General features: G+C 60.4%; 12 protein-coding genes. 7 read left to right on the top strand and 5 right to left on the bottom strand.

Going from position 1 to position 16,312, the window contains the following annotated elements; genetic code table 11:
- The first annotated feature begins 98 nt into the window (after nt 1-98).
- Together J1G18_RS11960 and J1G18_RS11955 are read left to right on the top strand one after the other, a co-directional pair.
- The gene (locus J1G18_RS11960; protein WP_223007741.1) at nt 99-2,558 is read left to right on the top strand and encodes an EAL domain-containing protein; all 2,460 of its coding nucleotides are present in this window, start codon (nt 99-101) and stop codon (nt 2,556-2,558) included.
- A 79-nt stretch (nt 2,559-2,637) separates the two neighbouring features.
- Nucleotides 2,638-3,399, top strand: coding sequence for a TenA family transcriptional regulator (locus tag J1G18_RS11955; protein ID WP_246881743.1), 762 nt, complete (start codon nt 2,638-2,640; stop codon nt 3,397-3,399).
- A gap of 138 nt (nt 3,400-3,537) precedes the next feature.
- Here J1G18_RS11955 and J1G18_RS11950 read toward each other — a convergent pair whose 3' ends face one another.
- From J1G18_RS11950 to J1G18_RS11930, 5 genes are all read right to left on the bottom strand, one after another.
- Entirely contained in the window at nt 3,538-4,464 is a 927-nt protein-coding gene (locus J1G18_RS11950; RefSeq protein ID WP_139054916.1) for a GGDEF domain-containing protein, read from the bottom strand.
- A 362-nt stretch (nt 4,465-4,826) separates the two neighbouring features.
- Nucleotides 4,827-5,567: a YciK family oxidoreductase gene (locus J1G18_RS11945; RefSeq protein WP_027612414.1), complete on the bottom strand. Its 741-nt coding sequence runs from the start codon at nt 5,565-5,567 to the stop codon at nt 4,827-4,829.
- 167 nt (nt 5,568-5,734) lie between these two features.
- Complete coding sequence (gene mupP, locus J1G18_RS11940; protein WP_003226921.1) at nt 5,735-6,406, bottom strand: N-acetylmuramic acid 6-phosphate phosphatase MupP; 672 nt, start codon at nt 6,404-6,406, stop codon at nt 5,735-5,737.
- A gap of 4 nt (nt 6,407-6,410) precedes the next feature.
- Nucleotides 6,411-7,109, bottom strand: coding sequence for a bifunctional 2-polyprenyl-6-hydroxyphenol methylase/3-demethylubiquinol 3-O-methyltransferase UbiG (gene ubiG / locus J1G18_RS11935; protein WP_096794918.1), 699 nt, complete (start codon nt 7,107-7,109; stop codon nt 6,411-6,413).
- A gap of 57 nt (nt 7,110-7,166) precedes the next feature.
- Complete coding sequence (locus tag J1G18_RS11930) at nt 7,167-8,501, bottom strand: TRZ/ATZ family hydrolase (RefSeq protein ID WP_007963617.1); 1,335 nt, start codon at nt 8,499-8,501, stop codon at nt 7,167-7,169.
- Between the two features lie 108 nt (nt 8,502-8,609).
- On the opposite strand from J1G18_RS11930, the gene mtnA reads away from it, so the two are divergent.
- The 5 genes from mtnA to hisC all read left to right on the top strand — a co-directional run bounded on the left by mtnA (nt 8,610) and on the right by hisC (nt 16,294).
- The gene (mtnA, locus tag J1G18_RS11925) at nt 8,610-9,686 is read left to right on the top strand and encodes an S-methyl-5-thioribose-1-phosphate isomerase (RefSeq protein ID WP_223007740.1); all 1,077 of its coding nucleotides are present in this window, start codon (nt 8,610-8,612) and stop codon (nt 9,684-9,686) included.
- A 426-nt stretch (nt 9,687-10,112) separates the two neighbouring features.
- Nucleotides 10,113-12,767, top strand: a complete 2,655-nt coding sequence (gene gyrA / locus J1G18_RS11920; protein ID WP_027612418.1) for a DNA gyrase subunit A — start codon at nt 10,113-10,115, stop codon at nt 12,765-12,767.
- A gap of 221 nt (nt 12,768-12,988) precedes the next feature.
- Nucleotides 12,989-14,074: a 3-phosphoserine/phosphohydroxythreonine transaminase gene (gene serC / locus J1G18_RS11915; protein ID WP_115989182.1), complete on the top strand. Its 1,086-nt coding sequence runs from the start codon at nt 12,989-12,991 to the stop codon at nt 14,072-14,074.
- Entirely contained in the window at nt 14,074-15,168 is a 1,095-nt protein-coding gene (gene pheA, locus J1G18_RS11910; protein WP_003226907.1) for a prephenate dehydratase, read from the top strand. The genes serC and pheA overlap by 1 nt, the downstream gene beginning before the upstream one ends.
- 13 nt (nt 15,169-15,181) lie before the next feature.
- Entirely contained in the window at nt 15,182-16,294 is a 1,113-nt protein-coding gene (gene hisC, locus J1G18_RS11905; RefSeq protein WP_223007739.1) for a histidinol-phosphate transaminase, read from the top strand.
- Nucleotides 16,295-16,312 lie beyond the last annotated feature (18 nt).

The raw sequence follows: 16,312 nt of genomic DNA, 5'->3' as shown, positions 1-16,312 counted from the left end.
GCCGGTTGAAAATGTCCTGGTTTGCTGGAAGGGGTCGCTCCCTTGTCTGGCTCTGGCGATCTCCCCTTGAAGATGACAGTGCGTGCGCAAAGGACCTCATGAAGCATAAAAGGACTCTCGGAACGCCACGGTTGTTGGGCATCGTCTGGCCATTTATCGCCGTCGTGTTATTTCAGGCGTTATTGGGGGGCGTGAGTCTTTACGTCCTGTCGGCCGTTCGCGGCTATGTTGCCGGCGAGAGTCTCTGGTCCAAGGGCCAGAAAGACGCCATCTATTACCTGAACCTGTATGCCGACAGCCGCGACGAGGCGATCTTCCTCAAATACAAGGAAGCGATTGCCGTGCCTCAGGGCGGTCACCAGTTGCGTCTGGCGCTGGATCGTCAGCCGCCGGATCTGCAGGCGGCACGGGAGGGGATTCTCAAGGGCGGCAACCATCCCGACGACGTCTCGAGCCTGATCTGGCTGTACCTCAATTTCCGTCATTTCAGTTATCTGGAAACCGCGATCGACCGCTGGACCATCGGCGACGCCTATCTGGTGCAACTGGACAATGTCGCGCGCGAGATGCATCAGGGCATCAGTGGAAACATCGCGACGCCAGCTGATATCCAGCACTGGAAAGCGCAGATCTTTGCCATCAACGACGGTGTGACGCCGGCGGCCAAGGCATTCAGCGATGCCTTGGGTGAAGGCTCGCGGATGATCCTGCGCCTGCTGTTGTTCACCAACCTGGCCACAGCGCTGGGGTTGATCGTGCTGGCATTGTTGCGCACCCACAAACTGCTCAAGCAGCGGCATGCCTTCGCCCAGGCGCTGCAACTGGAGAAGGATCGGGCACACATCACCCTGCAATCGATTGGCGACGGGGTGATCACCACCGACGTCAACGGCGCGATCGATTACATGAACCCGGCGGCGGAGGCGATGACGCACTGGAAGTCCGAGCACGCGGCGGGGTTGCCATTGGCAGCGCTGTTCAATCTGCTCGATGACAATGCGCAGACCGAAGGGCTGACGCTGATCGAGCACATTCTCAGCGGGCAACTGATCGGTGGCAGCGAGCACTCCAAACTGATTCAGCGCCTGGATGGCAGTACGGTCTCGGTGACGCTGGTGGGCGCGCCGATCCGCAACGCCGAGAAGGTTATCGGTACGGTGCTGGTGCTGCATGACATGACTCAGGAACGGCAATACATCGCCAACCTGTCGTGGCAGGCGACCCACGATGCCCTGACCGGTCTGGCCAACCGCCGCGAGTTCGAATCTCGCCTGGAACAGGCCCTGCACAACCTGACGCGCCAGCCCGGTCGGCATGCGCTGATGTTTCTCGATCTGGACCAGTTCAAACTGGTCAACGACACCTGCGGTCACGCCGCCGGCGATGAGTTGCTGCGGCACATTTGCACGCTGCTGCAATCGGGCTTGCGCGAGAGCGACACCCTCGCGCGGCTGGGCGGCGACGAGTTCGGAATTCTGCTGGAGAACTGCGCCCCGGATGCCGCCGAGAAAATCGCCGAGAGCCTGCGCCAGACCGTGCAGAACCTGCACTTCGTGTGGAAGGGGCGGCCGTTTTTGACCACTGTGAGCATTGGCCTGGTGCACATCGCCCAGACCCCGACCACCCTCGAAGCGTCATTGCGCGCCGCCGACATGGCTTGCTACATGGCCAAGGAAAAGGGCCGCAACCGGGTGCAGGTCTATCATGCCGACGACTCCGAACTGTCGCTGCGCTTCGGCGAAATGGCCTGGGTGCAGCGCCTGCACATGGCGCTAGAGGAAAACCGCTTCTGCCTTTATGCCCAGGAAATTGCTCCGCTGGGCGCTACAGCCCATGGCGGGGGGCACATCGAAATACTCTTGCGTCTGCATGACGAAGCCGGACGGATGATCCTGCCGGACAGTTTCATTCCGGCGGCCGAACGTTATGGTCTGATGAGTCAACTGGATCGTTGGGTCGTCGAGAATGTTTTTAAAGTGATTGCCCAATGTATTACCGAACAACATGAAGGTCCGTTGGCAATGTGTGCGATTAATCTTTCAGGCATTACTATCGGAGATGACGCGTTCTTGCACTTTCTGCGTGAACAGTTTGTTAATTACGCTATACCCCCTGAAATGATTTGTTTTGAAATTACTGAAACCAGCGCCATTGCCAATCTCGGCAGCGCAATTAGATTTATTAATGAACTCAAAGGCTTAGGTTGTTACTTCTCACTTGATGATTTTTGTGCCGGAATGTCTTCATTCGCTTATCTGAAACATTTGCCTGTAGACTTCCTGAAGATCGACGGGAGTTTCGTAAAGGATATGCTGGACGACCCGATTAACCGTGCAATGGTCGAGGTGATCAATCACATCGGGCATGTCATGGGTAAGCAGACAATTGCCGAGTTTGTTGAAACAACCCAGATCGAGCAGGCATTGCTTGAAATTGGGGTGGATTACGCTCAGGGTTATGTCATCGAACGCCCGCAGTTGTTTACCTGCGACAGTTTGCAAAGTCGGCCCGCCAGACCGCAGCCGCTGTTGTTCAAGGCGCCTGGCACGTTCCGTTGAAATCTCTTGCCGATCCTTACAATCACAAATCAAAAGGAGCCGAACAGTGATCGACACATTCAACCGAACCGGACCACTCATGGAAGCTGCAAGTTATCCTGCCTGGGCACAACAGCTCATTGCAGATTGCAGCGAGAGCAAGCGCCGGGTTGTCGAACATGAACTGTACCTGCGCATGCGCGATAACAAGCTCAGCGCCAAAACCATGCGCCAGTATTTGATCGGGGGCTGGCCAGTAGTTGAACAGTTTGCGTTGTATATGGCGCAGAACCTGACCAAAACCAAGTTTGCCCGCCATCCTGGGGAGGACATGGCGCGCCGCTGGCTGATGCGCAACATCCGCGTCGAACTCAATCATGCCGACTACTGGCTGAACTGGAGTCGCGCGCATGGCGTCAGCCTGGAGGATCTGCAGGCCCAGCAAGTACCGCCGGAACTGCATGCGCTGAGTCACTGGTGCTGGCATACAAGTTCGGCGGATTCGCTGATCGTCGCCATCGCTGCGACCAACTACGCCATCGAGGGCGCGACCGGGGAGTGGTCGGCGCTGGTCTGCTCAACTGGCGTGTACGCGGCGGCGTTCCCGGAAGAAGAGCGCAAGCGTGCAATGAAGTGGCTGAAGATGCATGCCCAGTACGACGACGCGCACCCCTGGGAGGCGCTGGAAATCATCTGCACGCTGGCGGGCATGAACCCGAGCAAGGCTCTGCAGACCGAACTGCGTCAGGCGGTGTGCAAGAGCTACGACTACATGTACCTGTTTCTGGAGCGTTGCATGCAACTGGAGACCGCCGATCGGGCGTTGCACGGGCGTGAACGCCGGGCACTTGTAGAGAGCTGATTTTCGGCAAAACGCCAAAGCAAATGTGGGAGCGGGCTTGCTCGCGAAAGCGGTGTGTCAGTCAGCAATTGTTTGACTGGCACACCGCTTTCGCGAGCAAGCCCGCTCCCACAGTGGTTTGTGGGTATCTGCAAGGACTCAACCCGCCATCGCCAACCGATTACGCCCCTCGCGCTTGGCCACGTACAGCGCACTGTCGGCCCGGCGCAGCAGGCTGTCAGCTGACTCTCCCGGCAACAGGGTCGAGCAGCCAAGGCTCACGGTCAGGTCGATCAGTTTGCCGTCCGCGAAATATTCCGCAGTCTGCGCAGCATGGCGCAGACGCTCGCCGACCATCGCTGCCGCTTCTCGGCCGGTGTTGCACAACAAGATCAGAAACTCTTCCCCGCCATAGCGAAACACCATGTCGACGTTGCGTAGCTGGCCCTTGATCGACGCCGCCACCCCTTTGAGTACGTCATCCCCGGCGCTGTGGCCATGACTGTCGTTGACCCGTTTGAAGTGGTCGATGTCGAGCATCAGCACCGACAACGGTTGCAGGTGCCGGCGGGACATGTCGATCTCGCGTTGCAGGGTCTGCTCCATGGCGATCCGGTTGCCGGTTCCGGTCAACGGGTCGCGCAATGCACTTTGCGTCGCGGCGCGGTAGAGCAGGGCGTTGCGCATCGGGAACAACAGCGACGACAACAGCGATTCGAGGTTGCCCTGATCCTGCTCGCTGAAGCGCTGGTTACGACGAAACACCAGTTCGCCCAAATGCTCGCCTTCGTGGCTGAGGCTGTAGCTGACCGAATGGTGACCGCGGGCACCGAACTCCAGGCGCAAGTCGCTGCCCGAATGCACGTAGCTCAAGGCATCCAGCGGCACAAGACGCTGAACTTCGCGGAAAAACAGACCGAGGATTCGTTGCGGCTCAAGACTGGTTTGCAGTTGCAGGCTCATTTGCTGGCGCAATTGCGCCAGGCTGGCCGGGCGTTCCAGAAGCGGAGGCAGCTGACCAAAGCCCAGGCGTTGCAATTTGGCACTGTCAAAGTCAATTGCATTGGTCTGGGAAGGTGATTTCATATGGCGTGAGCCCCTAAGCAGTAAGTCTGTCTTACAGGCTGGGTGAGAGCGGCTATGGGCTGCGCGTCATACTGATCCATCAGTCCCGTAGGACATTTGGCGTAAGTTTAGTCTGCCTGATGACGATTAGTCAGCTATCGAAATCGGCCTTGCCCCAGTGCCTTCACACGGCATGCTTTGAGGAAAATTAGAGCGAAAGTCGTGCCATTCGGTTCAGGTTTATTAAAACCTTTATGAATCAACAGGATGGCTTTTTGCTTTGAGGGAGGGTGGCGGATATTTGACTGAAGTGTGACGGTGGGAAGCGGCAATTGTGTGCCGCGACGGTAATCCGCCACGGCAACAAAAGCGACGTATGGCAGTTATTGCGCGTTGAATGCCTGGCCATTGATGCCGGCGCTGTCAGGGCCCATCAGGTACAGGTACACCGGCATGATCTCTTCCGGGGTCGGATTGTTCAGCGGGTTTTCTCCCGGATAGGCCTGTGCACGCATGCTGGTACGCGTGCCGCCCGGGTTGATGCTGTTGGAGCGCACGGGTGCCACGCCATCGACTTCATCGGCCAGGGTTTGCATCAAGCCTTCGGTAGCGAACTTCGATACTCCGTAAGCGCCCCAGTAGGCCCGGCCCTTGCGTCCGACGCTGCTGGAGGTGAACACCACCGAGGCATCCTGCGACAGCTTGAGCAGCGGCAGCAGGGTGCTGGTCAGCATGAACATGGCGTTGACGTTGACTTGCATGACACGCATGAAGTTTTCGCCCGACAGCTGCTCGATCGGCGTGCGCGGGCCGATGATCGAGGCGTTGTGCAGCAAGCCGTCGAGGTGGCCGAACTCGCTCTCGATCATCGCCGCCAGCTCATCGTATTGATGGGGCAGGGCGGTCTCGAGGTTGAACGGGATCACCGCTGGCTGCGGATGGCCCGCCGCTTCAATCTCGTCGTAGACCTGAGTCAGATTGGCTTCGGTCTTGCCCAGCAGCAGTACCGTGGCGCCATGGGCGGCGTAGGTTTTCGCGGCAGCCGCACCGATGCCACGACCGGCACCGGTGACCAGAATGACCCGATCCTTGAGCAATTCGGGACGGGCGGTGTAATCGAACATAAAAACCTCACAATCCATTCATGAAGACCTGCTTCCTTGTGGTGAGGGAATTTATCCCCGACCGGCTGCGAAGCAGTCGTAAACCTGCATATCGAATCGACCTGAAAGATTGCGGGGGCTGCTTCGCAACCCATCGGGGATAAATCCCCTCGCCACAAAGGCCGTTTTCAGCAGCTGCACAGCGCGCTGTCGAGCACCTTGCGCAACTCCAGCGGATGATCCACCACCACGTCCGCGCCCCAGTGCCGCGGGTTGTCGTCCGGGTGGATATAGCCGTAGGTGACGGCGCAGGTCTTGGTGCCGGCATCGCGGCCCGACTCGATATCGCGCAGATCATCGCCCACAAACAAAACCGTCGACGGATCCAGATCAAGCATTTTGCACGCGAGGATCAGCGGCTCCGGATCCGGCTTGCTGTTTTTCACATGATCCGGGCAGATCAGCAGCGCCGAGCGCTCGGCCAACCCCAGCTGTTGCATGATCGGCTCGGCGAACCGTACCGGTTTGTTGGTGACCACGCCCCAGATCAGGTTGGCCCGCTCGATGTCGGCCAGCAGCTCGCCCATGCCGTCGAACAGCTTGCTGTGGACGGCGCAACCGGCCAGATAACGCTCGAGGAATTCTTGGCGCAGTTCCTCGAAGCCCGGCGATTCCGGGTCCATCGAGAACGTCACCGCGACCATGGCTTTGGCGCCGCCGGAGATTTCGTCGCGGATGTGCTTGTCGTTCATCGGCGGCAAGCCGCGATCCGCGCGCATCGCCTGACAGATGGCGATGAAGTCCGGCGCGGTGTCGAGCAGGGTGCCGTCCATATCGAAAAGGACTGCTCTGATGGCCATCGGCTTACTCCTCGCGCAGGGTCTGGATCATGTAGTTGACGTCAACGTCGCTGGCCAGCTTGTAGTGCTTGGTCAGCGGGTTGTAGGTCAGGCCGATGATGTCCTTGACGGTCAGGCCGGCGATGCGGCTCCAGGCGCCCAGCTCGGACGGGCGGATGAATTTCTTGAAGTCGTGGGTGCCGCGCGGCAGCAGCTTCATGATGTATTCGGCGCCGATGATGGCGAACAGGTACGCCTTCGGGTTGCGGTTGATGGTCGAAAAGAACACCTGGCCGCCGGGCTTGACCATGCGGTAGCAGGCGCGGATCACCGAGGACGGGTCCGGTACGTGCTCCAGCATTTCCAGGCAGGTTACGACGTCGAACTGCTCGGGCATTTCTTCAGCCAGGGCTTCGGCGGTGATCTGCCGGTATTCGACGCTGACCCCGGACTCCAGCTGATGCAGTTGCGCAACCGCCAGTGGCGCTTCGCCCATGTCGATGCCCATGACAGTGGCGCCGCGCTGGGCCATGGCTTCGCTGAGGATGCCGCCGCCGCAACCGACGTCGAGGACTTTCTTGCCGGCCAGATTGACTCGCTCGTCAATCCAGTTGACGCGCAGCGGGTTGATGTCGTGCAGCGGTTTGAACTCGCTTTCACGGTCCCACCAGCGATGGGCCAGGGCTTCAAATTTGGCGATTTCGGCGTGGTCGACGTTGCTCATATCTATTCCTCGAGAAACTTGAAAAGGGCTGTAGCCGCGGAGTCTGCTCCGCGGTGTTTACGATTCGGTATGGCCGCTGATGCGCTGGCCCCAGGCCCGGGCGGTGGCGCCCAGCTGTTGTTCGTCCAGACGGGTCAGGCGCCGGTCGTCGAGTAACTGTTTGCCGGCGACCCACAGGTGTTTCACGCAGTCGCGGCCGGTGGCATAAATAAGCTGCGACACCGGGTCATAGACCGGCTGCTGGGCCAGGCCGGACAGGTCGAAAGCGACAATGTCCGCAGCCTTGCCGATCTCCAGCGAACCGACCTGCGCCTCGATGCCCAAGGCCCGTGCGCCGTTGAGCGTGGCCATGCGCAGCGCACGATGGGCGTCCAGCGCGGTGGCCGAGCCGGCGACGGCTTTGGCCAGCAGCGCGGCAGTGCGGGTTTCGCCGAGCAGGTCGAGGTCGTTGTTGCTGGCGGCGCCATCGGTGCCGACGGCGACGTTCACGCCAGCCTGCCACAGGCGCTCCACCGGGCAGAACCCGCTGGCCAGCTTCAGATTCGATTCCGGGCAGTGGATCACGCTGGTGTTGCTTTCTACCAGCAATGCCAGATCGTCATCGCTGATCTGGGTCATGTGCACCGCCTGGAAGCGCGGGCCGAGCAGGCCGAGGCGACCGAGGCGGGCCAGTGGCCGCTCGCCGCGATGCTCCAGCGATTGCTGGACCTCGAAGGCGGTCTCGTGGACGTGCATATGGATCGACGCGTCCAGCTCTTCGGCGATCACGCGGATTTTCTCCAGGTTCTCGTCGCCCACGGTGTAGGGTGCATGCGGGCCGAAAGTGATCTTGATCCGTTCGTGATGCTTCAGATCGCCGAACAGCTCGACGCCCTGACGAATCGCCTCATCGGCGCTGCTGGCGCCGGGGATCGGGAAATCGAGGATCGGAATCGCGATCTGCGCGCGAATGCCGCTGTTGTGCACGCGCTCACTGGCGACCTTCGGGAAGAAATACATGTCCGAGAAACAGCTGATGCCGCCCTTGATCTGCTCGGCAATCGCCAGGTCAGTGCCATCACGGACGAACTCTTCATCGACCCATTTGGCTTCGGCCGGCCAGATGTGGTTTTCCAGCCAGGTCATCAGCGGCAGATCGTCGGCCAGGCCACGGAACAGGGTCATCGCCGCGTGCCCGTGAGCGTTGATCAGGCCTGGGGCGAGCAGCACGTCCGGCAATTCGCGGACTTCAGTGGCGTTACACTTCAATGCTTCGGCGCGCGGGCCGATAAACACGATGCGACCGTCGCGAATGCCCAGGCCATGCTCCTTGAGCACAACGCCTGCGGGTTCGACGGGTACCAGCCAGGTCGGCAGCAATAATAAGTCGAGCGCAATGGCAGGTTTCGGCATCGAGGGTCGGTTCCAGTGCTTTTGTAAAGGATGGCGAAGTATACCCGAGCGTCTTCGCGGGGGGATCGCTATAATCGGCGGCTTTTGTTCATGAGTGCGGGGTGAGGGATGCGCGATCGACTGTTGGCTGCGGAGAAAGTAAAGGCCATCGATTGGCGAGATGGCGCGCTCCACCTGCTGGATCAGCGTATTTTGCCGTTCGAGGAAACGTGGATTGCCTACACCAGCGCTGCCGGTGTGGCTGAGGCGATTCGTTCGATGGTGGTGCGTGGCGCACCGGCCATCGGCATCAGCGCGGCCTATGGCATTGTGCTGGCGGCCCGCGCTCGCGTGGCTGAAGGCGGCGACTGGTACGCGGCGCTGGAAGAGGATTTCGCCCTGCTGGCGGATTCCCGCCCGACGGCGGTCAACCTGTTCTGGGCGTTGAATCGCATGCACGATCGGCTCGATCGCCTGAAGGACAATGCCGATCCGCTGGTGGCGCTGGAAGCCGAAGCCATTGCCATTCACGAGAGCGACCGCGAAGCCAACCTGACCATGGCCCAGCTCGGCGTCGATCTGATCCGCAAACATCAGGGCAATGCCCAGGCGGTCCTGACCCACTGCAACACTGGTGCTCTGGCCACCGGCGGTTTCGGTACCGCGCTGGGGGTGATTCGTGCGGCGTATCTGGAAGGCATGGTCGAGCGGGTGTATGCCGATGAAACCCGGCCATGGCTGCAGGGTTCGCGCCTGACCGCGTGGGAACTGGCGAACGAAGGCATTCCGGTGACGCTGAATGCCGACTCGGCGGCTGCACACATCATGAAGACCAAAGGCGTGACCTGGGTGATCGTCGGCGCTGACCGCATCACTGCCAATGGCGACGTGGCGAACAAGATCGGCACCTATCAACTGGCGGTCAATGCCATGCACCACGGCGTGCGTTTCATGGTGGTGGCGCCGAGTTCGACCATCGACATGCACCTGGCCAGTGGCGACGACATTCCGATCGAGGAGCGTGACGGCGCCGAGCTGCTGGAGGTCGGTGGCAAGCGGGTGGGGGCGGACGTCGAGGCGTTCAACCCGGTGTTTGACGTGACGCCGGCGGATCTGATCGATGCGATCGTCACTGAAAAGGGCATCGTCGAGCGGCCGGATACGGCGAAAATGGCTCAGCTGATGTGCCGCAAGCGCCTGCATTGATGGGCTGTGGCGTCTGAAAGGACGCCATCGCCAGCAGGCTGGCTCCTACATTGATTGGTGTCGAACGCAAACCCTGTAGGAGTGAGCCTGCTCGCGATGGGGCCGTCAAAGTCAATAAACATCTCCAAACCAAGCCCCAAATCTGCATTCAAAGAAGCTCTGAGCCTCTCTCGTCCCCTTTACGCCTGTCATCGGTCAACTAACTATGCTCCATGCGCATCTGGGGGATAGGTGCGTGGCGGCTCTTGTGATAACATCCGGCGTTTTCCGAGGCAGCTTCACGGAGCTGTCTTTACTGCGCAAATCCACGGTTCGATTTGTTGATTTGTCGTAAGTCGGCGCATGGCACTCAGCCTGCCCCGACGAGCTTCGTACATCCCATATGGATATGACGAAGTTTCACCAGAAAAAGGAATCAGGCTTCTCATGGGCGAACTGGCCAAAGAAATCCTCCCGGTCAATATCGAAGACGAGCTGAAACAGTCCTACCTCGACTACGCGATGAGCGTAATCGTCGGCCGTGCACTGCCGGATGCGCGCGATGGCCTCAAGCCCGTGCACCGTCGCGTACTGTTCGCGATGAGCGAGCTGGGCAACGACTTCAACAAGCCGTACAAGAAATCTGCCCGTGTTGTCGGTGACGTGATCGGTAAGTATCACCCGCACGGTGATACCGCGGTGTACGACACCATCGTCCGCATGGCTCAGCCTTTCTCCCTGCGCTACCTGCTGGTTGACGGTCAGGGCAACTTCGGTTCGGTCGACGGCGACAACGCCGCGGCCATGCGATACACCGAAGTGCGCATGACCAAGCTGGCGCACGAGCTGCTGGCCGACCTGCATAAAGAAACCGTGGACTGGGTGCCGAACTACGACGGCACCGAAATGATCCCGGCGGTGATGCCGACGCGCATCCCGAACCTGCTGGTCAACGGTTCCAGCGGTATCGCCGTGGGCATGGCGACCAACATTCCGCCGCACAACCTCGGTGAAGTCATCGACGGTTGCCTGGCCCTCATCGACAACCCAGAGCTGACCGTCGATGAGCTGATGCAATACATCCCCGGTCCGGACTTCCCGACGGCCGCGATCATCAACGGTCGTGCCGGCATCATCGAAGCCTACCGTACCGGTCGCGGCCGCATTTACATGCGTGCCCGTTCGATCATCGAAGACATCGACAAGGTCGGTGGTCGTCAGCAGATCGTCATCACCGAACTCCCTTACCAGCTGAACAAGGCGCGTCTGATCGAGAAGATCGCCGAGCTGGTAAAAGAGAAGAAACTCGAAGGCATCACCGAGCTGCGCGACGAGTCCGACAAGGACGGTATGCGCGTCGTGATCGAACTGCGTCGCGGCGAAGTGCCTGAGGTGATCCTCAACAACCTCTACGCCCAGACCCAGCTGCAATCGGTATTCGGCATCAACATCGTCGCGCTGATCGACGGCCGTCCGCGCATCCTGAACCTCAAGGATCTGCTGGAAGCCTTCGTCCGTCACCGTCGCGAAGTGGTCACCCGTCGTACCGTATTCGAACTGCGCAAGGCCCGCGAGCGTGGTCACATCCTTGAAGGTCAGGCCGTTGCCCTGTCGAACATCGACCCGGTGATCGCCCTGATCAAGGCCTCGCCGACCCCGTCGGAAGCCAAGGAAGCGCTGGTCAGCACCCCTTGGGAATCCTCGGCAGTGGTGGCGATGGTGGAACGTGCCGGCGCCGATTCGTGCCGTCCGGAGAACCTCGATCCGCAATACGGTCTGCGCGAAGGCAAATACTTCCTGTCGCCTGAACAGGCGCAAGCCATTCTCGAACTGCGTCTGCACCGTCTGACCGGTCTGGAGCACGAGAAGCTGCTGGCCGAGTATCAAGAGATCCTCAACCAGATCGGCGAGCTGATCCGCATCCTCAACAGTGCCGTGCGCCTGATGGAAGTGATCCGCGAAGAGCTGGAAGTGATCCGCGCCGAATACGGCGACGTGCGTCGCACCGAAATTCTCGATGCGCGTCTCGATCTGACCCTGGGTGACATGATCCCGGAAGAAGAGCGTGTCGTGACCATCTCCCACGGTGGCTACGCCAAGACTCAGCCACTGGCTGCTTACCAGGCTCAGCGCCGTGGCGGCAAAGGCAAATCGGCGACCGGCGTCAAGGATGAGGACTACATCGCTCACCTGCTGGTGGCCAACAGTCACACCACCCTCCTGCTGTTCTCCAGCAAGGGCAAGGTCTACTGGCTGAAGACTTACGAAATTCCGGAAGCGTCCCGTGCCGCCCGTGGTCGTCCACTGGTCAACCTGCTGCCGCTGGATGACGGTGAATACATCACCACCATGCTGCCGGTCGAGGAATACACCGAAGGTCACTACATCTTCATGGCGACCGCCAACGGCACCGTGAAGAAGACCCCGCTGGAATCCTTCAGCCGTCAGCGCAGCGTCGGTCTGATCGCGCTGGAGCTGGACGAAGGCGACGTGCTGATCTCTGCGGCCATCACCGATGGCGAGCGCGAAGTGATGCTGTTCTCCGATGGCGGCAAGGTAACGCGCTTCAAAGAGTCCGACGTGCGTGCCATGGGCCGTACCGCCCGTGGTGTACGCGGCATGCGTCTGCCGGAAGGGCAGAAGCTGATTTCGATGCTGATCCCGGAAGAAGGCAGCCAGATTCTCACCGCTTCCGAGCGTGGTTATGGCAAGCGCACCGCGATCACCGAGTTCCCTGAGTACAAGCGTGGCGGCCAGGGCGTGATCGCCATGGTCAGCAACGAGCGTAACGGCCGTCTGGTCGGTGCGGTTCAGGTGCTCGACGGTGAAGAAATCATGCTGATCTCCGATCAGGGCACTCTGGTGCGCACCCGTGTCGACGAAGTGTCGAGCCTGGGTCGTAACACCCAGGGCGTGACCCTGATCAAACTGGCCAAGGATGAAACCCTGGTTGGTCTGGAGCGGGTTCAGGAGCCGTCGGAAGTCGAAGGCGATGAGCTTGAAGGTGAAGAGGGTGCCGGGTTCGAGGGGGATGTCGTGATCGACGACGTTGCCGAGGACCAGCAACTCGACGCCGCAGCTGACGAAGAGCCGCAGGAATAAGCGGACAAGCGAGGGGGCGGATGAAAATTCGCCCCCTTGTTATTTGTCCGGTATGAAATATCGGCGCCCATGACGAACCCTGTGGGAGCGAGCTTGCTCGCGAAAGCGGAGCAACAGGCGACATCGTTGTTGAATGTCAGTCCGCCTTCGCGAGCAAGCTCGCTCCCACAGGATCGGCGCCGACTGATATGTGATACCACCAAATCAGAGCGAGATTGGATGTGAGCAAGCGAGCCTATAACTTCTGTGCCGGTCCTGCGGCGCTTCCTGAAGCTGTCCTGCAACGTGCCCAGGGTGAACTCCTTGATTGGCATGGCAAGGGTCTGTCGGTCATGGAAATGAGTCATCGCAGTGATGAGTTCGTGTCTATTGCCACCCAGGCCGAGCAGGACCTGCGTGACCTGCTGAATATCCCGTCGAACTATAAAGTGCTGTTTCTGCAAGGCGGCGCCAGCCAGCAGTTTGCGCAGATTCCGCTGAACCTGCTGCCTGAAGGCGGCAGCGCCGACTATATCGACACCGGTATCTGGTCGCAGAAAGCCATCGAAGAAGCCTCGCGCTACGGCCACGTCAACGTTGCCGCCACCGCCAAGCCATACGACTATTTCGCCATTCCGGGCCAGAACGAGTGGAATCTGTCGAAAGACGCCGCTTACGTTCACTACGCGCCGAACGAAACCATCGGTGGTCTGGAATTCCAGTGGATCCCGGAAACCGGCGACGTACCGCTGGTGGCCGACATGTCGTCGGACATTCTCTCGCGTCCGGTCGATATCTCGCGGTTCGGCATGATCTACGCCGGCGCGCAGAAGAACATCGGCCCGAGCGGCATCGTCGTCAACATCATCCGCGAAGACCTGCTGGGCAAGGCGCGTTCGCTGTGCCCGACCATGCTCGACTACAAGGTCGCGGCCGATAACGGCTCGATGTACAACACCCCGCCGACCCTGGCCTGGTACCTCTCCGGCCTGGTGTTCCAGTGGCTGAAGGAGCAGGGCGGCGTTGAAGCGATTGCCAAGCTCAATGACGTCAAGCAGCGCACGCTGTACGACTTCATCGATGCCAGCGGCCTCTACAGCAACCCGATCAACAAGTCGGACCGCTCGTGGATGAACGTGCCGTTCCGTCTGGCGGACGATCGTCTGGACAAGCCGTTCCTGGCCGGTGCCGACGCGCGCGGCTTGCTCAACCTCAAGGGCCACCGCTCCGTGGGCGGCATGCGCGCCTCCATCTACAACGCCGTCGACATCAACGCCGTCAACGCGCTGGTGGCGTACATGGCTGAATTCGAGAAGGAACACGGCTGATGTCCGAGCAAGAACTCAAGGCACTGCGCGTTCGCATCGACGCTCTGGACAGCAAGGTCCTCGAGCTGATCAGCGAACGCGCCCGCTGCGCCCAGGAAGTTGCGCGAGTAAAGATGGCCTCGCTGGCCGAAGGCGAAGTGCCGGTGTTCTATCGTCCCGAGCGTGAAGCTCAGGTGCTCAAGCGGGTGATGGAGCGCAATCAGGGGCCGTTGGGCAACGAAGAGATGGCGCGGTTGTTCCGCGAAATCATGTCCTCGTGCCTGGCGCTCGAGCAGCCGCTAAAAGTGGCTTACCTCGGCCCTGAGGGCACCTTCACCCAGGCGGCGGCCATGAAGCACTTCGGCCACGCGGTGATCAGCAAGCCGATGGCGGCGATCGACGAAGTGTTCCGTGAAGTGGCTGCGGGTGCGGTGAACTTCGGCGTGGTGCCGGTGGAGAACTCCACCGAAGGCGCGGTCAACCACACCCTCGACAGTTTCCTCGAACACGACATGGTGATCTGCGGTGAAGTCGAGCTGCGCATTCACCATCACTTGTTGGTCGGCGAAAACACCAAGACCGACAGCATCAGCCGCATCTACTCCCACGCCCAGTCGCTGGCCCAGTGCCGTAAGTGGCTGGACGCGCATTACCCGAATGTCGAGCGCGTGGCGGTGTCGAGCAACGCTGAAGCGGCGAAGCGGGTCAAGGGTGAGTGGAATTCGGCGGCGATTGCCGGTGACATGGCCGCAGGCTTGTACGGCCTGACGCGTCTGGCCGAGAAGATCGAAGACCGTCCGGACAACTCGACGCGCTTCCTGATGATCGGTAACCAGGAAGTGCCGCCGACCGGCGACGACAAGACTTCGATCATCGTCTCGATGAGCAACAAGCCCGGCGCGCTTCACGAGCTGCTGGTGCCGTTCCATGACAACGGGATCGACCTGACCCGGATCGAAACCCGTCCGTCGCGCAGCGGCAAATGGACCTACGTGTTCTTCATCGACTTCGTTGGCCATCACCGTGATCCGCTGATCAAAGGTGTACTGGAAAAGATCAGTCAGGAAGCAGTAGCACTCAAAGTGCTGGGTTCCTACCCGAAAGCAGTTCTCTAAGGGGCGGTAGCAAATGAGTGGCAACTTCCTCGCTCTGGCACAGCCGGGCGTGCAACAACTTTCGCCGTACGTTCCGGGCAAGCCTGTGGACGAACTGGCGCGCGAGCTGGATCTGGATCCGGCAAAGATCGTCAAACTGGCAAGCAATGAAAACCCGCTGGGCGCTAGTCCGAAAGCCTTGGCGGCGATCCGCGAAGAGCTGGCTGAGCTGACCCGCTATCCGGACGGCAACGGCTTCGCGCTGAAATCGCTGTTGGCCGAGCAGTGCCGCGTCGAGCTGAACCAGGTGACCCTGGGCAACGGCTCCAACGACATTCTCGAGCTGGTGGCGCGCGCCTATCTGGCGCCGGGCCTGAACGCCGTGTTCAGTGAGCACGCGTTCGCTGTCTACCCGATCGCCACCCAGGCTGTCGGTGCGCAGGCCAAAGTGGTTCCGGCCAAGGATTGGGGGCACGACTTGCCTGCGATGCTTGCGGCCATCGACGCCAATACCCGCGTGGTATTCATCGCCAATCCGAACAACCCGACCGGTACCTGGTTCGGCGCCGAAGCGCTGGGCGAGTTCCTGCAGGACGTGCCGGAGCACGTCCTGGTGGTGCTGGACGAGGCGTACATCGAATACGCCGAAGGCAGCGATCTGCCGGACGGTCTGGATTTCCTCGCGGCGTACCCGAATCTGCTGGTATCGCGCACGTTCTCCAAGGCCTACGGTCTGGCGGCGCTGCGCGTCGGTTATGGCCTGTCCACTGCGGTGGTGGCGGACGTGCTGAACCGCGTGCGCCAGCCGTTCAACGTCAACAGCCTGGCCCTGGCCGCGGCCTGTGCGGCGCTGAAAGACGAAGAGTATCTGGCGCAAAGCCGTCAGCTCAACGAATCCGGCATGCAACAGTTGCAGGCGGGGTTCCGTGAGTTGGGTCTGAGCTGGATCGAGTCCAAGGGTAATTTTATCTGCGTCGATCTCGGTCAGGTAGCTGCGCCGATTTTCCAGGGCTTGCTGCGCGAAGGCGTGATCGTGCGTCCGGTGGCCAATTACGGCATGCCGAACCACCTGCGGGTAACCATCGGTCTGCCGGCGGAAAACAGCCGCTTCCTCGAAGCGCTGCGTAAGGTTCTGGCTCGTGGGTGATGTCACTGCTCTGCAATC

The organism is Pseudomonas sp. MIS38 (genome assembly GCF_019891575.1).
GTDB lineage: Bacteria > Pseudomonadota > Gammaproteobacteria > Pseudomonadales > Pseudomonadaceae > Aquipseudomonas > Aquipseudomonas putida_A.
The sequence above is the reverse complement of the archived record's forward strand: the minus strand, read 5'-3'. Positions and strand labels throughout refer to the sequence as shown.